Source organism: Mesorhizobium sp. CU3 (assembly GCF_006442965.1).
In the GTDB taxonomy this organism is placed as follows: Bacteria; Pseudomonadota; Alphaproteobacteria; order Rhizobiales; family Rhizobiaceae; genus Mesorhizobium.
Genome location: NZ_VFWX01000014.1, coordinates 1 through 17,817, shown reverse-complemented (window position 1 = coordinate 17,817; position 17,817 = coordinate 1). Strand labels below are relative to the sequence as shown.

The window sequence follows — 17,817 nt, the reverse complement described above, 5'->3', positions numbered from 1 at the left end:
CTCTTCTCTAGGCTCTCGAAAAGGCCGGCTTCTGCTTGGCCTTGAAGGCGCCGACGCCGGTTTTCAGGTCGGCCGTCAGCGCAATGAAACCGCTGGCCAGCGCTTCGACGGCGGCGGCACTCTCCTCGCCTTCGGCAATCGCGATCATCAGCTTGGCGGCCTCGGTCGCGAGCGGACCGCGCTCGGCGATCTTTTCGGCCCATGCCTTCGCTTCGTCAAAAGCCTTGCCTGTTTCGACCAGACAGTCGACGATACCGTGCGCAAGCGCGTCGGTTGCCAGGAATATCTCGCCGCCAATCGCCATACGGCGCACGATCTGTGCGCCGAAGCGGCGCACGGCGCGTTGCGTGCCCGACCAGCCGGGAACGACGCCGATCGAGGTTTCCGGGAACCCGAGTTTGATCTGCGTTTCGGCGACACGGAAATCGCAAGCCGCCGCCAGTTCCAGCCCGCCGCCCAGCGCATGACCGGACAGCACCGCGATGGTCGGCTGCCTGAGCCGCGCCAGCCGGTCGAAGACACGATGGCCGTAGCGCACCCATTGCACCTGGAAATCGGCGGCAGTCATGGCCCCCCAGGCTTCGACATCGCCGCCGGCGCAAAAGCCCTTGCCTTCGCCGCGGATGAGCACCACGCGCACGCCTTCGGCCAGTTCCGCTTGGTCGAGCGCTACCTCCAGCGCGTGCAGCATCGGGATGTCGAGCGCGTTGAATTTCTCCGGCCGGCGCAGCGTGACGATGCCGACGGCACCGTCCTGCTCGAAGGTGACAAGCTCAGCCATGCGCGCCTCCAAGCGAAGCGCCGCCATTGAGCGACAGGCCGATCGGCCGGTCCTGGTAGAGCGCGGCAGGCGTCACCTTTAGGTCGTTGGCAATGGCCAGCGGAATCTCGGCCTGCGCCAGCACATCGCGTTCGAGATCGATGCCGGGCGCCAGCTCCGTCACCATCAGGCCGTCCGGCGTCAGCTTCATCACGCAGCGCTCGGTGACATAGGTGATGTCCTGCCCCTGCGCGACGGCGCGCTTGCCAGAGAAGGAGATGTGCTCGACCTCTGCGACCACCTTCTTGACCTTGCCTTCCTGGTCGATGCGGATGGCGCCGTCGGCGAGCGACAGTTTTGCCCCAGCGTTGAAGAAGCCGGAGAAGACGATCTTCTTCGCCCTGGACGTGATGTCGACGAAGCCGCCGGCGCCGGCCGTCACATGCGGCCTTGCCGACAGTTTCGACACATTGACCGAGCCGTGGCGGTCGATCTGCAGGAAGGAGAGCAGCGAGGCGTCGAAGCCGCCGGCCTGGAAATAGATGAACTGGTGCGGCGATGGCATGATCGCCTCGGCGTTGGAGGCGCAGCCGAACTTGAAGTCGAGCAGCGGCACGCCGCCGACCGCGCCCTGCTCGATCACCCAGGTGACCTTGCCGTGCTGGCCTTCCTCCAGGAGGATGCGCGGCACGTTGGCCGAGATGCCGAAGCCGATGTTGACGGCCATGCCGTCGCGCAATTCCATGGCGACGCGCCGCGCGATCACCTTCTGGATGTTCATCTCGGGCGTGCGGAAGGTCGACAGCGGCCGGAAGATTTCGCCCGAGATCGCCGGATCGTAAGGCGTCTGCGTCGTCTGCAACTGGTCTGGAGCGACTACGATATGGTCGACCAGCACGCCCGGCACCCGCACGTCATGCGGCTTCAGCGTACCGTTCTCGACGACGCGCTTGACCTGGGCAATGACGATGCCGCCATTGTTGCGCGCGGCGAGCGCCTGTTCCAAGCCGCCGAGATATGCGCCTTCGTGCTCATAGGTGAGATTGCCGCGTTCGTCGGCGGTGGTGGCGCGGATGATCGAGACGTTGGGCACGATAGAGCGGAAATAGAGCCATTCCTCGCCGTCGAACTGCTGCACCGAAACGATCGGCTCGCTGGCCGCCGCGTTCATGGCGCAGCCCTGGTGGCGCGGATCGGCGAAGGTGTCGAGACCGACCTTGGTCAGCACGCCGGGGCGCTTGGCGGCCGCTTCGCGATGCATATCGAACAGGATGCCCGACGGGACGTTGTAGGCGGCGACCGAATTGTCGCCGATCATCTTCCAGATTTGCGGTGGTTCGGCCGAGGAGGGGCCGGACGGATAGGAGCCGCACAGCGTGCGCTTGAGCAGGCCCGGCTTGGCGAGATGGTCGATGCCCTTGATGCCGTACATGTCGCCGGCGGCGATCGGGTGCAGCGTGGTGATCGCCTTCGGATGACCTTCGGCATCGAAGCGTTCGCCGATCGCGGCCAGCACGGCGTCGGGGCAGCCGAGGCCGCTCGACGACGACACCGAGACGGTCATGCCGTCCTTGATCAGGCTGGCGGCATGAGCCGCCGAGACGAGCTTGCTCACGCGAGGCTCCCAAGTTGCGGGTCGATCATGACGGCCTTGCCGGTCTTCGACGATTGCAGTGCGGCTTCAGCCGAGGCCAGCGACCAGATGCCATCCTCGCCGGTGGCGGCGGGCTGGCCTTCGCCGCGGATCGCGGCATGGAACTGGCGCACCGAGCGGATGTAGAGGTCCTCGCGATCGAAGGTCAGCTCTTCCTCGCCGCTTGCGGTGCGCAGCAGCACCGAACCGACCGGCTTCTGCGTCATCACATTGCTGGCGACCAGCGAGCCTTCCGAGCCGTGCACCTCGAAGCCGGTGCCGGCGAACTTCGTCGTGAAGCCCTCATGCGACTGGGCGATGAGGCCGGACTTGAAGCGCCAGATGCACATGGCGCCGTCTTCCAGTCCGCTGCCTGCCATGCCGGCAGCTTGCGTGAACGCCGAAACCTCGACCGGATCGTCGCCAAGCACGAAGCGCAGCGTATCGGCGTCGTGCACGGTGATGTCGAGGACGACGCCACCGCCGGCTTCCGGCTTGGTGATGCGCCAGCCCTGCAGGTTCTCCGGCAGGAAGACGGAGTGGAAGACGCGCGCGGCGATCGGCTTGCCGATGCGGCCGGCGGCGATCGCCTCGCGCATGGCGCGATGGGCGCCGGCATTGCGCAGATGATGGTTGGTGCCGAAAACGACGCCGGCAGCCTTGGCGGCCGCGACCAGCTGGCGGGCATCTGCGCTGGTCAGCGCCAGCGGCTTCTCGCACAGCACATGCTTGCCGGCTTTGACCGCCGCAAGCCCTTGCTCGAGATGCAGTTCGTTGGTGGTCGAGATGTAGACGGCGTCGATATCGGCGCCGAGCAGCGCGTCGAGGCTCGAAACGGCGGTGGGAATGCCGTTTTCCTTGGCATATGCCTCGGCCCGTTCCGGGCTGGAACTCATCACCACCGCGACCTCGCCATCGGCCTCAGCGCGGATGGCGTTGATCATGAACTGTTTTGCGATCGTGCTGGCGCCGACCAATCCCCATCGCACACTCATGCCGCGTCTCCCAGTTGGCTGCTGCGGTTTTGGCCGCAGCTTTCCCGTACGACGAGGCTGACGGCGCCGATATGGTCCTCGGCGCGCGTGGTGCGCGACTGGATCATCTTCAGCATGACATGGGCGGCGCGCTCGCCGAGGCCGGCGGTGTCGACGGCGACGCTGGTAAGCGCCGGACTGTAGTGCTCGGCCTCGGCGACATCGTCGAAGCCGACGACGGCGAAGTCCGAGCCCGCTTCCAGATTGCGCCGACGCAGCGCGAGCATCACGCCGAAAGCGACCGCGTCGTTGAAGCAAAGGGCCGCCGTCGGCGGTTCAGAGGTGGCCAGCGCGGTCTCCAGGCAGGCCATGCCGCCCTTGCGGCTGGTCTCGCCCTCGACGATCGTACGGTCGGCAACCGGGATGCCCAGCGCCTCGCAGGCTTCGAGGAAGCCGCCCAGCCGCTCCTGGTATACGACGAGGTCGGACGAGCCGCCGAAGAAGGCAAGGCGGCGATGGCCCTTGGCGATCAGATGCTCGGTGGCGAGATAGGCGCCGCGATGATTGTCCGGCGCGATCGCCGGGATGCGGCTCTCGGGCAGCCTGCGCATGGCGAAGACCACGGGCACGCCCGCCGCTTCGATGCGCCGGAAAGCGCCGGGCGTGGTGCCACGCGCCGGCGAGACGATCAGGCCGGCGACACCCTGCTCCATCATCGACTTCAGCACTTCTTCCTGGCGCACCGGGTTCTCCGCCGTGTTGGCGATGAAAGGGACGATGCCGGCCGCCTGGAAGACTCGCTCCATGCCGACGGCAAGCTCGGCGAAGAAAGGGTTGGTAAGATCGTTGATCACCATGCCGATGACGTTGGAATGGGCCTTGCGTAGATTGGCGGCGCCGCGGTTGTAGACATAGCCGACATCCTCGATCGCCTTGCGCACCTTGACCGCGGTTTCAGGCCGGATCAGCCCGCTGCCTTGCAGCACGAGCGACACCGTCGATTTGGACACGCCGGCCTCGCGGGCGATGTCCAGGATCGTCGCCTTGGCCCGGCTGGCCATCCTCGTCCCGTCCTCCACGGTTTGTACGAATTTATTGGAACGTTCTAATCATTGTCCGAAATCAGAGTCAATCGTGATTCTTGCGAGAATCGAGAAATTGATTGAAGCGGTTTAAAATTGTCGACAATGCAATGCTTTCCGTATCGCGGCACGACAACCGACTGGCTCGAGTCCCTTGAATCATAAAGGTTCTTGATTTATTGGAACGTTCCATTTATAGGGGCCGTAACGGGAGAGTTCGATGGACATCATCTTGCCTGCGGAAAACGGCGACCGGGTCAGCTACCGGCTTGTCGGCAAACCGGTTGCGCCGGTCATCGGCGCGCAATTTTCGCGCATCGCCTACGCGGCGGCGCATGTCGTCGCCGATCCCATCGCCCTGACCGATCCCTGGTCGCGGCCGGCGATCGACTGGGACAGGACGATGGCGTTTCGCCACCATTTGTGGCGGCTGGGCTTCCGCATCGCCGAGGCCATGGACACCTCGCAGCGTGGCATGGGCTTCGACTGGGAAAGCGCCAAGGAACTGATCCGCCGCTCGACCGCCGAGGCGCGCAGCGTGCCCGGCGCCGATCTCGCTTCGGGGGCGGGGACAGATCATCTCGCTCCGGAGGCGGCAAGCACGCTGGACGACGTCATCCGCGCCTATGAGGAGCAGTTCGCGTTTATCGAAGGCGAGGGCGGCAAGGCGATCATGATGGCGAGCCGCGCGCTTGCCGCGGTCGCCAAGGGGCCGGACGACTACGCCAGGGTTTATGACCGCATTCTCGGCCAGGCTTCCGGCAAGGTGATCCTGCATTGGCTGGGCGACATGTTCGATCCGGCGCTGCGGGGATATTGGGGCACCGCCGATTTCGGATCCGCGCTCGACACCGTCGTCGCCATCATCGAGAGGCATGCCGGCAAGGTCGAAGGCATCAAGATATCGCTGCTCGACGCCGACAAGGAAGTGTTGCTGCGCGATCGCCTGCCCGAGGGCGTGGTGATGTTCACCGGCGACGATTTCAACTATCCGGAGCTGATAGCCGGCGACGTCAGGGGACATTCGCACGCGCTGCTCGGCATCTTCGACGCCATCGCGCCGGTGGCCAACGCGGCGCTGGCCAGGCTCGCGTCGGGCGACCGGGCGGGCTATGACGCGCTGATGGCGCCGACCGTGCCGTTGTCGCGGAAAATCTTCGAGGCGCCGACGGCCTATTACAAGGCCGGCATCGTCTTCATGGCCTGGCTGAACGGGCACCAGGACCATTTCGCCATGGTCGGCGGCATGCAGTCGGCGCGCGGCATTTGCCACTATGCGGAAATCTTCCGCCTCGCCGACCAGGCGGGTCTGCTGGCCGACCCGGAGCTTGGCGTGGCCCGGATGAAGAGCCTTCTCGCCGTCGCGGGCGTCTGAGCCGTACACGAAACCGTTTCCCGCACGGGATTTGCGTTCTGCCCGCAAATCTGTATTCGCTTGCGCGGGGGAGGGGATGTACCTGGCGATGGCAGACAAAGTCGCCCTTATTACCGGCGTGACCGGGCAGGACGGGGCCTATCTTGCCGAGCTTCTGCTTGGCAAGGGCTATGTCGTCCATGGCGTCAAGCGCCGCTCGTCTTCCTTCAACACCGAACGCGTCGACGACATTTATGTCGATCCGCATGAGCGCGGCGCGCGCTTCTTCCTGCATTATGGCGATCTGACCGACGCGAGCAATCTGATCCGGCTCGTGCAGGAGACCAAGCCGACAGAGATCTACAATCTCGGCGCCCAAAGCCATGTCCAGGTGAGTTTCGAGACGCCGGAATACACGGCCAATGCCGATGCGCTGGGAACGCTGCGGCTGCTCGAGGCGATCCGCATCCTCGGCCTCGAGAAATCGGTGCGCTTCTACCAGGCCTCGACCTCGGAGCTTTACGGCCAGGCGGCGGAAATCCCGCAGAGCGAGGCGACGCCGTTCCGGCCGTGCTCGCCCTATGCGGCGGCCAAGCTCTATGCCTACTGGATCGCGGTCAATTATCGCCAGGCCTACGGCCTGTTCGCCTCGAACGGCATCCTGTTCAATCACGAAGGGCCGACACGCGGCGAAACCTTCGTCACGCGCAAGATCACGCGGGCCGTCGCGGCGATCCATCACGGGCTGCAGGACACGCTCTATCTCGGCAATCTCGATGCGCGACGCGACTGGGGCCATGCGCGCGATTATGTCGAGGGCATGTGGCGCATATTGCAGCATGACGAAGCGGACGATTTCGTGCTGGCGACGGGCGAGGCGCATTCGGTGCGCGAATTCGTGGAACTCGCCTTTGCCGAGGTCGGGCGGACTGTGCGTTGGCAGGGCGATGGCGTCGAAGAGCTTGGCCTGGACGCGGGCTCTGGCGCGGTGCTGGTGCGCATCGACCCGCGCTATTTCAGGCCGACGGAAGTGGACGTGCTGATCGGCGATGCTTCCAAGGCGAGAACCAGGCTGGGCTGGTCCCACACGATCGGCTTCAAGGCGCTGGTGGCCGAAATGGTTCAGGCCGATCTGGCGCGCGCCGCCGGCGGCGCGCGGCGCGTTCATTCCTAGGGGTGCCGATGAACCAGACCTTCGACCTCAAGGGCAAACGCATCTTCGTCGCGGGGCATCGCGGCATGGTCGGCTCGGCGTTGGTGCGCCGTCTCGCCGGCGAGGATTGCGAGATTCTGACCGTTGCGCGCAGCGAGCTCGACCTTCTCGACCAGGCCGGCGTGCGGCGCTGGATGGCGGAGCGGCGGCCGGACGCGGTGATCATGGCCGCCGCCAAGGTCGGCGGCATCCTTGCCAATGACAGCCTGCCGGTGGATTTCCTCTACGAGAACCTCGCCGTGCAGAACAATTTGATCGAAGCGGCCTTCCGCAACGAGGTGCGGAAGCTTTTGTTTTTGGGCTCGTCCTGCATCTATCCGAAGCTCGCGCCGCAACCGATCCCGGAAGACGCGCTGCTGACAGGCCCGCTCGAACCCACCAACGAATGGTATGCGGTCGCCAAGATCGCCGGGTTGAAACTCTGCCAGGCGTATCGCAGGCAATATGGTGTCGACTACATCTCGGCGATGCCGACCAATCTTTATGGTCCAGGCGACAATTTCGACCTCGGCAGCAGCCATGTCGTGCCGGCGCTGATGCGCAAGGCGCACGAGGCGAGGCGCGCCGGCCAAAAGACATTGCCTGTGTGGGGGTCGGGCAGGCCGATGCGCGAGTTCCTGCATGTCGACGATGCCGCCGACGCTTTTGTCTGGCTGTTGAAGACCTATACGGGCGACAGCCACATCAACATCGGATGCGGAGAGGACGTCACCATCGCCGAGCTTGCCTGCACCGTCGTGTCGGTGGTCGGCGCCGATGCCGAGATCACCTTCGACGCAAGCAAGCCGGACGGCATGGCGCGGAAGCTGCTCGATGTGTCACGGCTGTTTGCCACGGGCTGGCGTCCGCGCTATTCGCTTCGCAGCGGACTGGAACAGACCTATGCGTGGTTTCTCGATCATGTCGAAACGGACCAGATCCGGCTTGGGCCATCCGGGTAGCGGCATGACCTTTCCGTATCGAAGCCGGGCGGACGAGGCCGGCAGCGCTTGAGCGATTTCTCGACGAAGACAATTGCGGCGACCCGGGCCGACGGCTTGGGTGGACGATTGCTGGCGATGGTCAATGCAAAGGCTCTCGCCGACAGGATGGGGTGCCGTTTCGGATTCACCTGGAACGGCCAGTCGATCGAGCAGATGGAGTTCCACAAAGTCGAACGCGTCGACACGGTGTTTTCCGGCGATTTCGTGGAAAAGCACTGGCTGGGCGAGGCAATCGACAGCAGCGCCGGGTTCGGTGCTCTCAACGGAAGCTTCTCCCGAGGCAGCCTCGAGGCCGATGCACGGCGGACCGGGCTGCGGGGCTGGATCTGCAACGACTTCAACATCCTGAAATCGTGGCGACAGGGCTGGTTGAAGGCGCGGCTGCCGGCCAACCGGCCAGCTGCCTTGCGGCATCAGGCATTCGGCGGCTTCGGTTTTTCTCCGGCTGTGAAGGCAGCCATCGCAGCCGCCAGTGAGCGCCGGTTCTCGCAGCCAACGGCGGCGCTGCATCTGCGCAGCGGCGACATCGTCTACGGCACCTATCGCTGGCGGCTGGAGTTCGGCGACAAGGTCATACCGGCGCCGCTGGCCAGGCAGATCGTGGCGAAACTTGCGTCCAAGGGTCTGGCGACCCTGCTGATCGGGCAGGACCGGGCGATGCTCGACTATCTGAAGTCGGAGACCGGCGCCCTGCTGACCGAGGGTTTCGGATCGAACGAATTTCCCGACGAGACGCATAAGGCATTCTTCGAGATGACGCTGATGGCGCGATGCCGCCAGATCTACGCCGGGAGCAGCATCTTCGCGACGATCGCCTCGGTCATGGGCAATGTGCCCGTCTTCAGGCCCAAGGCCCTGTTCAGCCAGAGGCGGACAGCGAACATCATCCTGGAGGAATTGCGGAGCAGGGAAACCGACTACCACCCGCTGGAGGCGGCGTTCGGCTATCAGCGCGCCTTCTGCATGCTGGAAGGCCGGATCAGCCCCGCCCGCGCCAGGGAAATCCTCGAAAGGGCGCTGGCGCTCGACCCGGAAAACCGGGCCTATGCGCTGAAGATCGTGGCGAGCCATTTTCGCGAGAGGGACTACGCGGTCGGCGATGCGATGCTGAAGGCGTTGATCAGCAGGGAATTCGAGGCTGCCGGCAAAGTGCCGACCGAGATCATGCGGCTTCTCACCAGCCGGTCTTGGCGGGGCCTGGTCATGGCGGACGACTTCGACCTCTATCTGGCCGCCGGCAAGGCCGGTTATGTCTATGCCGCGGCGTGCGCGGCCCAGATCCAAGCGGCCTTGGGCAGAAAGGAAGCCGCGCTGGCGATGGCGGCCTTGTCCCTGAGGGCGGACCCCGGCAACAAGCTCTTCCAGGAGAACGCGTTGGCGATCCGATCGGGTGCAAAGTCCGATGATGCGCAAGCTACCGATCCATCAACACGATCGTGACTAGAGGTGAGCCTCAGTCTCGCGTCCGATATGGGCAAGTTCGTCACCGGCCGTTTGTTGCGCATCAACGGCGGCGCGTTCATGGTGTAGGACTGCAATCATCAAGGAGCGCTTCAGCGTGAAGGGTTATTGGCTCATCGTCGGAACCGAGATTTCGGACCCGGAAGCGCAGGCCGAATACGGCCGGCTCTGGAGGCCGATCGGCGAAAAATACCAGGCAAGGACCAACACGACCAAACAGCCGCCTGTGCTCGTAGAGGCGCGTGACGCCAAGCGCATGGTTCTTGTGGAGTTTCCGTCGTTGGAGGTCGCCAAGGCCTGCTATGCCGACCCGGACTACGAGGAAGCGATGCGGTTTGCGCTTAAGGCGTCGAATCGCACGCTGGTGATGTTCGAGGGGGAGCTCAGGTAGCGGTGCGCGGGCGGAGAGCCGTTGAATTCAGCACAGGTTTGGAACGGCCATCGTCACATCCAGCCCAGAGAAGCGAGGTAGTCAATGACCAGACCGGTCGGATGGTATGTTCGGGTTTGGGTTGGTGAGGAAGAATCAGACGATCCCGCCTACGAAACAGCCCTCTATATAGCAGGATATCCGACGCCCGCCGAAGCTGAAGCAGCGGTGAGACGTGTTCGACCAAAAAACGGCGAACGCATGGAAGTCGTGGAAGGTGGAATCGTGCCTGGGGCTGGCCCGCAACCTGCGCCGGGCGAGGTTCAAAGACTTCGAGGTGCCGTCTGATGAGTATCAATCGTCGCAGCATTTCTGCACCAAGCGACGGGGATGACTAGCCAAATTATTGAAAGGATGGTGGGCGTGACAAGGATTGAACTTGTGACCCCTGCAATGTCAATGCAGTGCTCTCCCGCTGAGCTACACGCCCATCCGAAGCCGCGCATACACCACTTTTGATCCGGCGCGTCAATAGCGGGAATGTGGAAAGACGGCTTCTCTTTGCCGCATCGGAAAAGTGCTCGCCGATGGCGGCCCCGATGCAAGTCAAAGGCGGCTCAGGCCGCCTGCAGCATCTTCTCGACCTCGTTGACGAGATCGCGCAGGTGGAAGGGTTTCGACAGCACCTTGGCGTCCTTGGGCGCCTTGGAATCCGGGTTGAGCGCCACGGCGGCGAAGCCGGTGATGAACATCACCTTCAGGTCCGGATCGATCTCGGTGGCGCGGCGCGCCAACTCGATGCCGTCCATCTCCGGCATCACGATGTCGGTCAAAAGCAGCGAGAAAGGTTCCTCGCGCAGCCGCTCATAGGCGCTGGCGCCATTGTCGAAATCGCTGACCTGGTAACCGGCGCGTTCCAGCGCCTTGACGAGGAAGCGGCGCATATCGTCATCGTCTTCCGCCAGCAGAATGCGTGCCATCATGTCCCGTCCGAATCACCCGCCCCAAGCCTGCCGCCGGGCAAGGCCGTTAACCATCCTGTATATGAGGTGGTGCGGGTAAACATCAAGTGAATGAAGGCGTTCCACATCGGCTCCGCGCTTTGGTTTTGCCTCTCGAAATGCTGGACATGCCGCCCGCACAGTGGCACTTTTGCGTTATGACGCAGTGCTGTTTCCTGGTTCGTGCAAATTGAAGACGGCAGCCGAGGATTTTTCGGTCGTTCCACCCTTCGCAATCCGATCGGGCGCCGAGCAGCGCGTCCCTTTCCTGTTCAACTCGCCGCATAGCGGCCGCTACTATCCCGAGCGCTTCCTGGCCATGGCGCGGCTCGACCGCAACGCCATCCGCCGGTCCGAGGATTGTTACGTCGAGGAACTGTTCGGCGGCTGCGTGGGGCTCGGCGCGCCGATGCTGGCAGCCAACTTTCCGCGCGCTTATCTCGACGTCAATCGCGAGCCTTGGGAACTCGACCCGCGCATGTTCGCCGAGCCGGTGCCGTCCTTCTGCAACATCCGCTCGGCCCGCGTCGCGGGCGGGCTCGGCACCGTGCCGAAGCTGGTCGGCGAGGGGCTCGACATCTATCCGGGCCGCCTGCCGCTCGCCGAGGCGGTGAGCCGCATCGAGGCGGTCTACAAGCCCTATCACGAGACGCTCAAACGCCTGTTGACCAGGACCCATGCCAGGTTCGGCTATGCCGTGCTGATCGACTGCCATTCGATGCCGGCGAGCATCCGGGTGGGCGACAGCGGCGCGCGGCCCGATTTCATCATCGGCGACCGCTTCGGCATTTCGGCGACGCCGGCGCTGACCGAAATGGCGATCAGCCTGCTGACCGGCATGGGCTATACGGTGGCGCACAACAAGCCCTATGCCGGCGGCTTCATCACCGAGCATTACGGGCGGCCGGCGCGGCATCTGCATGCGCTGCAGGTCGAGGTCAATCGCGGGCTCTACATGGATGAACGGACGTTCCAGAAGTCGGCCGGCTTCGACGCCCTGGTCGGCGACCTGACGCGCTTTTCAGCCGATCTGATGTCGATGCCCGACCATCATTTCGTCGATCTGCCGCTTGCGGCCGAATAACGGCGCGGTCCGCGCTCAGCCTTGAAAGCGACCCATGCGTAGGACCAAAAAAAGACCGCATCGTTTTCACGACACGGTCGAAGTCTAGGGAGGAAACGCCCAAGGAGGGCATGGACAGGAAAACCTGTCCGATAACAAAATCATTGTGCGCCGCACAAATGTCAATCGACTTTGGGCTTTTTTAATTCAATATGATGTGGAAATTCCGCATCGACGGCCGAACTGTGATATTCGGGCAACAGAAAATGGGCACAAACCGTTGTGTGCCTATAAAAGCGGCAGAACTGCGTTGGCGATCTGCAACCGCAATGGGGAGACTGGGTTGGATATCAGCATCGATTTCATGCGGCGCATCGCCGGCGCCGCCGCCGCAGAGACCTTGCCGCGCTTCCGTAGCCAAGGGGCGGTGGCCAACAAGCTCGCTGAGAGTTTCGACCCTGTGACCGAAGCGGATCGCGAGGCCGAGCGGGTGATCCGGGCGCTGATATCGTCGGAATATCCGGAGCACGGCATCCTCGGCGAGGAGCACGGCAGCGAGAACCTGTCGAGCCGGCATGTCTGGGTGATCGATCCGATCGACGGCACACGAGCCTTCATTTCCGGCATCCCGGTCTGGGGAACGCTGGTCGGTCTGACGGTCGACGGCGACGCGGTGGCCGGGTTGATGTCGCAACCCTTCACCGGCGAGCTGTTCTACGCCAACGCTTCCGGCGCGCACTACGAGGGCCCGGGCGGCCCGCGCAAGCTCGCGACCCGCAAGACGACCGAGCTTGCCAGGGCAACGCTGTTCACCACGACGCCTGCGCTGTTCAAGGGCGAGGCGCGCAAGCGCTATGACCAGTTCGAGACCAAGGTGCAACTCGCCCGCTACGGCACCGATTGCTACGCCTTCGCCATGCTGGCGGCCGGCAGCGTCGATATCGTCGCCGATCCCGGCCTGAAGCCCTACGACATCGTCGCGCTGATCCCGATCATCGAGAAGGCCGGCGGCGTCATCACGACTTTCGAGGGCGGACCGGCGGAGAAGGGCGGCGACGTGTTGGCGGCGGCAACGCCCGAGCTGCACGCCGCGGCGATGGCTGCGTTGCGCGGCTGAGGAGTAGGGTTAGGCGGCGTCGCCGGTGCCGGGGATGAAGGCGTCGAAAGCCGCCAGAAGCTGCTCGCGGTAGAGATCCCTCTCCTGCAGGATTTCATGCTCCGCGCCGTCGATCATCAAGAGCGAGCCGACGCGCAGTTTGCGCGCATAGGCTTCCACCGCCTTGGTCGAAACCACCCGGTCGGCGCCGGCGGCGACGATCAGCATCGGCACTTGGATGCGTCTCATGAAATCGGGATCGCTGACCGCTTCCGCGGCAGCGGCGGCAGCCTTCAGCCAGCGGATGGTCGGGCCGCCTAACGCGAGCTGCGGCCACGCCTCGTAGATCGCGACATTGCGCCGGTAGCGTTCGGGGTCCGACGTGACCTTGTTCTCTTCGAAGGATGGCGGCGTTTTCGGCCGCGGACCGAGCGCGGCATAGAGCCGGCCGAGGCCCAACGCGCAAAGGACCGCGCAGACTCGCCGCACGGTGGCGGTCGAGACCGGAAGGTCGGGCACTTCCAGGAAAGGCGTGAGCAGCACCATGCGGCGCACGCGGTTGACCATCGACGGCGAGGCCAGTAGCGCGATCACCGCACCGGTCGAGTGGGCGAGGATGTAGTACGGGCCGCGGCAGTCCGGCAGCACGATCTCCTCGAAGAATTGCTCGAGGTCGCGCGTGTAGTCGCGGAAGCTGCGGACATAACCGCGCTGACGATTGCGCAGCAGCCGGCTGGAATCCCCCTGGCCGCGCCAGTCGAGGATGGCGACGCCGAAGCCGCGATCGGCGAGGTTGCGGATGGTCTCGAAGTATTTCTCGATGCACTCGTTGCGGCCTGTGAGCAACACCACCGTGCCCTGCAGCGGACGGGCAACGGCGCCAAAAACCGCGTAGCGGATCTTCTTGCCGTCGCGCGTGGTGAAAAAGCCGCCCGCCGCGTTTTGCGGCTCGGGATTGCCCTCGGTCTGGTGGAAAAGATCCGTCATTCGGCGTTGTCGTTGCTGTTTCGGCACGCAGGCTTCGGCATGGTGATAGACGGCCATGTGGGAAAAGCAAAGGCGTTGCTGGGATTTACGCGGCGTCACAAATGGGAAGGCCGGAAGTGCCTGCGGCGCACTTCCGGCCTCTGTCGATCCGGGAGGAAGGGACGTTGCACCCGGTTCGGCCTCGTCGCGGCGCGGGAAGAGAAGCGCCGCTTGACTCTCTGTCTTGACGCAATTCCGGACGGAAAACCGCTTCGCACTTTTCCTCGAATTGCTCGAACTTGGCTGAAGGATAGCGGCGCCTGGCTGAACGGATGCCGAAGCCCGAGTTCATCCGCGGTTCATCAACGTGGCGGCATTGCGGCCGCCGAAAAAGCCTTGAAATGGGTTTTTGAGCTTCCCAAATGAGGGTTGCGGCCGCCGATTGTCGGGGCCGCTGACCTATCCGGAACGCCTTGCGAGGGTTTCGCACCGGTCACACGCAAACCATGTTGCTCAACAGGAGAACACCTTATGCGTCACGTTGATTTTTCCCCGCTCTATCGTTCGACCGTCGGCTTCGACCGGCTGTTCACCATGCTCGACTCGCTCGGCCAGCCCGAGACCGCGCAGACCTACCCGCCCTATAATATCGAGCGCACCGGCGAGAACGCCTATCGCATCTCGATGGCCGTTGCCGGCTTCTCGGAAGACGAGATCTCGATCGAGGCGCACCGCAACGTGCTGACCGTCAAGGGCGAGCGTAAGGAAGAGAACAACAGCGAGGGTTCCGAGCTGCTCTACCGCGGCATTGCCTCGCGCTCCTTCGAACGCCGCTTCCAGCTTGCCGACCACGTCGAAGTCGAAGGCGCCACGCTGAAGAACGGCCTGCTCTTCGTCGACCTCAAGCGCAACATTCCCGAGGAGCTGAAGCCGCGCAAGATCGCGATCACCTCGTCCTCGGACAAGGCCAAGCAGATCGAAGCCAAGGCCGCCGCGTAATCTGCGGACTGCATCATAGACAACAACGTCTCCCTCCCGAGACGGAAGCGGCGCCGCGCGGCGCCCCGTTTTCGGGGTGCCCCGGGCCACCCGGGGGTCGGGGGCCTTTGAAGCGGGTGCCGGCTGCGGCTCCGCTTGGCCTTGCGCCCGCTATTTCCCGTCTGCCGCGAGAACGGCCTCGACGTTTTGCCTGTGCACGGCCTCATAGCGCGCGAAGTACTCAACCGCCGTTGTCGCAAACATCTCGGCGCCGAAAGTCTTCAAATCCTGCTTCGCCAGGTCCGGGTCCTGCCGGCAGGCGAGCAGCTTTCGGACATAAGCCTCGGTCGCCGCGATGAAGCTTCTGTCGTAGCCACCCGCTTCAATTGCTTCCAAAGAACCGTGATTGGGCAGGATGCGATCGAACCGCCAACTGGACATGCGCTCGAGGTCGATCAAGTGTTCCGCCAGACGCTCAGGTTCTGAGACATAGGTGACCGAGTCTTCCAGCGTGTCGCCGGCGAAAAGCAGGCCGGCATCGGGCATCAGCAGCACCGTGCCGTCATGGCTGTGGATTTCCACCTGGCGCAGTTCAACGGGGATCGATCCAACCAAGAGGCGCAGGCTGTCCTCGAATGTCCTGTTAGGCAGCACCAGCGGCTTGATCGGCGGATTGCCGCCTTCGATGTCGGCGCGGCCGCGTTCGAGGGCTGCGGCGGTGAGGCTGTTGGCGATGATCTCGCAATCCTGGAACACTTCGTTGCCGGCGATATGGTCGTCATGCCAGTGGCTGAGGACAACGCGGATCGAGGTCACGCCCATGTCTTGAAGCGTCTTCCTGATGAAGCGGGCATGGGGCAGGGATATGTGCGTGTCATAGACCAGCGCCTTCGATCCATCGACGATCGCATAGGTGCAGATCCCCAGCGTATAGGCGCCGTCGTCCAGCCAATTCGGGCCGTCCGACCAGATGCGGGTGCCGTCGACGCGGCCATCATAGAAGCCGAGCACGTTCGGCGCCGGACGAATGAGCCGCATGGTCGAGCCGAGAGGTGGCCTGGTCATCCGAAATCAGGCGATCAACTGACTGAACCGATCGACTTCATCGGCCGTCGTGGCGAAGCTGGTGACGAAGCGGTAGAGCAATTCGTCCTCGCCGATATGGCCGTCGAAGCTGTGCGGCTTGTGCCAATCGTAAAAAGCGGCGCCGGCTGCTTGCAGATTTTCGGCCTCGGTCTTCTTCATCACCGCGAACACCTCGTTCGCCTGCGGCAACCAGGCAAGCTTGGCCGTTGCCGAGTCCTCGAGGGCGGCTGCAAGACGCGCTGCCATGGCATTGGCATGACGTGCCGTCTCGAGCCACAACCCATCCTTGAAATAGGCGTCAAACTGCGCGGCGATAAAGCGCGACTTAGAGAAGAGCTGCGCGGCCCGCTTGCGCAGGAAGGCCAGTTCCTTGGCGCGGTCGAGATCGAACAGGACTACGGCCTCGGCGCACCAGCAGCCATTCTTCGTGCCGCCGAAGGAGACGATATCGACGCCGCGCTTCCAGGTCATTTCGGCCGGGGTCGTATCGAGCGCGACCAGCGCATTGGCAAAACGCGCGCCATCCATGTGCAGCGGCAGGGAATGCCGCTTCGCGATCTGCGAGATCGCGGCAATGTCGTCGAGCCCGTAGACCGTGCCGACTTCGGTCGACTGGGTGATCGAAACCGCCGTCGGCCGACCCCAGTGGACGATCTCGGGCGCGAAGCGGGCGATCGCCCGTTCAAGGTTGTGCGGGTCGATTTTGCCCAGCGGCCCGTCGACCGCGTGCAGACGCGAGCCGCCGCTGAAATATTCCGGCGCGCCGCATTCGTCCTCGATGACATGCGATTCACGATGGGCGAAGGAAATGCCGCCGGGTTTGCCGTAAGCCGTCAGCGAGAGCGAGTTGGCAGCGGTGCCGGTGGCCACGAAGAACACCGCGACCTCGCGCTCGAAAATCTCGCTGAAATGCCGATAGACGGCACGGTCGAGCTCACCATCGCCATAGGCGGCCGAGAAGCCCCCGGCATTGGCTGACAGCCCAGCCGCGATTTTGGGGTGGACGCCCGCCCAGTTGTCGGAAGCAAAGAACATCGAGAGGTCCGTGTCATGATTGGCAAAAGCGGCGCGACTTGACCGCTTCGGCATCCAGAGCGCAAGGGCCAATCATTGGCAAAGCGGTGGAGCCAGTCCGGCAAATTCGCGGAGACCAAAGCTTACGTTTGTCGCAGCCGTCACGAAATTTTGTGTCGCGGCGCGGCCAAGATTTTTGTGAATCGGTCTTGTGCGGCTGCCCGATTTCTGTCATAAAAAATTTAGGACAGCAGTGCTGTCTTATTTTGCCGCACAAAACAGGCTGGACTGGCGTATCATCACTGCCATTCCGGCCATTGTCGCGAGCGGCGGGTAGACGGCCCGGCCCTGGCCTGTACGATACCGGATGCGAACCGGGCGTATGGCCGTATGGTTCGGTTGGATTTCGCGAGACGTGCAGCAAGGATGAAGGGGAAGCGCAGTGCTTCCCAAGGCAAACCAGCGCCCTGAGACATTCAGGTCAAGGTGAAGAACGGAGGATAGGACGATGACGGAACTGACGCCATCTGCGATCAACGGCCAGGCCGCGCAGACGAAAGCGGCAGCCGTTAAAACCACCGTCCCGGCCAAAGCGCTCCGAACCGCCAACGGCATGGCCGCGCAGGGCCTCTACGATCCGCGCAACGAGCATGACGCCTGCGGCGTCGGCTTCATCGCCAATATGAAGGGCGCGAAGTCGCACGGGATCGTCGAGGACGGCCTGGCGATGCTGGAAAACCTCACCCATCGCGGTGCGGTCGGGGCCGACCCGCTGGTCGGCGA

At 63.8% G+C, this 17,817-nt stretch carries 18 protein-coding genes and 1 tRNA gene; 10 read left to right on the top strand and 9 right to left on the bottom strand.

All coding sequences use genetic code 11. The features are described 5' to 3' along the window. Nucleotides 1-7: 7 nt before the first annotated feature. From FJ988_RS21045 to FJ988_RS21030, 4 genes are read right to left on the bottom strand one after another with little or no spacing between them, the layout of a single operon-like run. Nucleotides 8-781 (bottom strand): enoyl-CoA hydratase/isomerase family protein, encoded by a 774-nt coding sequence (locus tag FJ988_RS21045; RefSeq protein ID WP_140820272.1) that lies wholly within the window; start codon nucleotides 779-781, stop codon nucleotides 8-10. Then, entirely contained in the window at nucleotides 774-2,375 is a 1,602-nt protein-coding gene (locus FJ988_RS21040) for an acyl CoA:acetate/3-ketoacid CoA transferase (RefSeq protein ID WP_140820271.1), read from the bottom strand. Before FJ988_RS21040 ends, FJ988_RS21045 begins: the two co-directional genes overlap by 8 nt. Further along, the gene (locus FJ988_RS21035) at nucleotides 2,372-3,388 is read right to left on the bottom strand and encodes a Gfo/Idh/MocA family protein (protein ID WP_140820270.1); all 1,017 of its coding nucleotides are present in this window, start codon (nucleotides 3,386-3,388) and stop codon (nucleotides 2,372-2,374) included. Before FJ988_RS21035 ends, FJ988_RS21040 begins: the two co-directional genes overlap by 4 nt. Continuing rightward, complete coding sequence (locus tag FJ988_RS21030; RefSeq protein WP_140820269.1) at nucleotides 3,385-4,428, bottom strand: LacI family DNA-binding transcriptional regulator; 1,044 nt, start codon at nucleotides 4,426-4,428, stop codon at nucleotides 3,385-3,387. The genes FJ988_RS21035 and FJ988_RS21030 overlap by 4 nt, the downstream gene beginning before the upstream one ends. Nucleotides 4,429-4,669: 241 nt before the next feature. Between FJ988_RS21030 and FJ988_RS21025 the strand changes: the two genes are divergently transcribed. The 5 genes from FJ988_RS21025 to FJ988_RS21005 all read left to right on the top strand — a co-directional run bounded on the left by FJ988_RS21025 (nucleotide 4,670) and on the right by FJ988_RS21005 (nucleotide 9,851). Beyond that, complete coding sequence (locus FJ988_RS21025; RefSeq protein ID WP_140820268.1) at nucleotides 4,670-5,824, top strand: dihydrodipicolinate synthase family protein; 1,155 nt, start codon at nucleotides 4,670-4,672, stop codon at nucleotides 5,822-5,824. An 88-nt stretch (nucleotides 5,825-5,912) separates the two neighbouring features. Then, on the top strand, nucleotides 5,913-6,977 hold the full coding sequence (gmd, locus tag FJ988_RS21020) for a GDP-mannose 4,6-dehydratase (RefSeq protein WP_140820267.1): 1,065 nt from the start codon (nucleotides 5,913-5,915) through the stop codon (nucleotides 6,975-6,977). A gap of 8 nt (nucleotides 6,978-6,985) precedes the next feature. After that, on the top strand, nucleotides 6,986-7,957 hold the full coding sequence (locus tag FJ988_RS21015; protein WP_140820266.1) for a GDP-L-fucose synthase: 972 nt from the start codon (nucleotides 6,986-6,988) through the stop codon (nucleotides 7,955-7,957). 117 nt (nucleotides 7,958-8,074) lie between these two features. After that, nucleotides 8,075-9,439: a hypothetical protein gene (locus FJ988_RS21010; RefSeq protein ID WP_140820265.1), complete on the top strand. Its 1,365-nt coding sequence runs from the start codon at nucleotides 8,075-8,077 to the stop codon at nucleotides 9,437-9,439. A 118-nt stretch (nucleotides 9,440-9,557) separates the two neighbouring features. Then, nucleotides 9,558-9,851 carry a DUF1330 domain-containing protein gene (locus tag FJ988_RS21005; protein ID WP_140820264.1) on the top strand — a complete coding sequence of 98 codons (294 nt, stop codon included), beginning with the start codon at nucleotides 9,558-9,560 and terminating at the stop codon, nucleotides 9,849-9,851. Nucleotides 9,852-10,245: 394 nt separating this feature from the next. Here the strand turns inward: FJ988_RS21005 and FJ988_RS21000 are convergent. Both FJ988_RS21000 and cpdR read right to left on the bottom strand, forming a co-directional pair. After that, nucleotides 10,246-10,320 (bottom strand) — tRNA-Val (locus tag FJ988_RS21000). Between the two features lie 127 nt (nucleotides 10,321-10,447). Beyond that, on the bottom strand, nucleotides 10,448-10,810 hold the full coding sequence (cpdR, locus tag FJ988_RS20995) for a cell cycle two-component system response regulator CpdR (protein ID WP_006199474.1): 363 nt from the start codon (nucleotides 10,808-10,810) through the stop codon (nucleotides 10,448-10,450). Nucleotides 10,811-10,982: 172 nt separating this feature from the next. Here cpdR and FJ988_RS20990 point away from each other — a divergent pair, with 172 nt between their 5' ends. Both FJ988_RS20990 and hisN read left to right on the top strand, forming a co-directional pair. Continuing rightward, nucleotides 10,983-11,915: an N-formylglutamate amidohydrolase gene (locus tag FJ988_RS20990; protein ID WP_407067694.1), complete on the top strand. Its 933-nt coding sequence runs from the start codon at nucleotides 10,983-10,985 to the stop codon at nucleotides 11,913-11,915. Nucleotides 11,916-12,237: 322 nt separating this feature from the next. Continuing rightward, nucleotides 12,238-13,011, top strand: coding sequence for a histidinol-phosphatase (gene hisN / locus FJ988_RS20985; RefSeq protein WP_140820262.1), 774 nt, complete (start codon nucleotides 12,238-12,240; stop codon nucleotides 13,009-13,011). Nucleotides 13,012-13,020: 9 nt separating this feature from the next. Here hisN and FJ988_RS20980 read toward each other — a convergent pair whose 3' ends face one another. Then, nucleotides 13,021-13,977 (bottom strand): alpha/beta fold hydrolase, encoded by a 957-nt coding sequence (locus tag FJ988_RS20980; RefSeq protein WP_140820261.1) that lies wholly within the window; start codon nucleotides 13,975-13,977, stop codon nucleotides 13,021-13,023. Here FJ988_RS20980 and FJ988_RS20975 point away from each other — a divergent pair. Further along, nucleotides 13,960-14,382 carry a hypothetical protein gene (locus FJ988_RS20975; protein WP_140820260.1) on the top strand — a complete coding sequence of 141 codons (423 nt, stop codon included), beginning with the start codon at nucleotides 13,960-13,962 and terminating at the stop codon, nucleotides 14,380-14,382. The two genes, FJ988_RS20980 and FJ988_RS20975, sit on opposite strands and share 18 nt — an antisense overlap. 105 nt (nucleotides 14,383-14,487) lie before the next feature. After that, nucleotides 14,488-14,955 carry an Hsp20 family protein gene (locus FJ988_RS20970; RefSeq protein WP_040997220.1) on the top strand — a complete coding sequence of 156 codons (468 nt, stop codon included), beginning with the start codon at nucleotides 14,488-14,490 and terminating at the stop codon, nucleotides 14,953-14,955. Nucleotides 14,956-15,105: 150 nt separating this feature from the next. Here FJ988_RS20970 and FJ988_RS20965 read toward each other — a convergent pair whose 3' ends face one another. Then, the gene (locus FJ988_RS20965) at nucleotides 15,106-15,999 is read right to left on the bottom strand and encodes an MBL fold metallo-hydrolase (protein WP_140820259.1); all 894 of its coding nucleotides are present in this window, start codon (nucleotides 15,997-15,999) and stop codon (nucleotides 15,106-15,108) included. 6 nt (nucleotides 16,000-16,005) lie between these two features. Next, nucleotides 16,006-17,055: a low specificity L-threonine aldolase gene (locus FJ988_RS20960; protein WP_140820258.1), complete on the bottom strand. Its 1,050-nt coding sequence runs from the start codon at nucleotides 17,053-17,055 to the stop codon at nucleotides 16,006-16,008. Nucleotides 17,056-17,542: 487 nt separating this feature from the next. On the opposite strand from FJ988_RS20960, the gene FJ988_RS20955 reads away from it, so the two are divergent. Beyond that, the coding region (locus FJ988_RS20955; RefSeq protein WP_140820257.1) for a hypothetical protein at nucleotides 17,543-17,817 on the top strand (275 nt) is incomplete at its 3' end.

Coding starts and splice junctions, on each gene's coding strand:
- gmd (WP_140820267.1), top strand. CDS start 5,913: ATGGCAGACAAAGTCGCCCTTATTACCGGCGTGACCGGGCAGGACGGG.
- FJ988_RS21030 (WP_140820269.1), bottom strand. CDS start 4,428: ATGGCCAGCCGGGCCAAGGCGACGATCCTGGACATCGCCCGCGAGGCC.
- FJ988_RS21015 (WP_140820266.1), top strand. CDS start 6,986: ATGAACCAGACCTTCGACCTCAAGGGCAAACGCATCTTCGTCGCGGGG.
- FJ988_RS20965 (WP_140820259.1), bottom strand. CDS start 15,999: ATGACCAGGCCACCTCTCGGCTCGACCATGCGGCTCATTCGTCCGGCG.
- FJ988_RS21035 (WP_140820270.1), bottom strand. CDS start 3,388: ATGAGTGTGCGATGGGGATTGGTCGGCGCCAGCACGATCGCAAAACAG.
- FJ988_RS20980 (WP_140820261.1), bottom strand. CDS start 13,977: ATGACGGATCTTTTCCACCAGACCGAGGGCAATCCCGAGCCGCAAAAC.
- FJ988_RS21010 (WP_140820265.1), top strand. CDS start 8,075: ATGGTCAATGCAAAGGCTCTCGCCGACAGGATGGGGTGCCGTTTCGGA.
- FJ988_RS20970 (WP_040997220.1), top strand. CDS start 14,488: ATGCGTCACGTTGATTTTTCCCCGCTCTATCGTTCGACCGTCGGCTTC.
- cpdR (WP_006199474.1), bottom strand. CDS start 10,810: ATGGCACGCATTCTGCTGGCGGAAGACGATGACGATATGCGCCGCTTC.
- FJ988_RS20960 (WP_140820258.1), bottom strand. CDS start 17,055: ATGTTCTTTGCTTCCGACAACTGGGCGGGCGTCCACCCCAAAATCGCG.
- FJ988_RS21025 (WP_140820268.1), top strand. CDS start 4,670: ATGGACATCATCTTGCCTGCGGAAAACGGCGACCGGGTCAGCTACCGG.
- FJ988_RS21045 (WP_140820272.1), bottom strand. CDS start 781: ATGGCTGAGCTTGTCACCTTCGAGCAGGACGGTGCCGTCGGCATCGTC.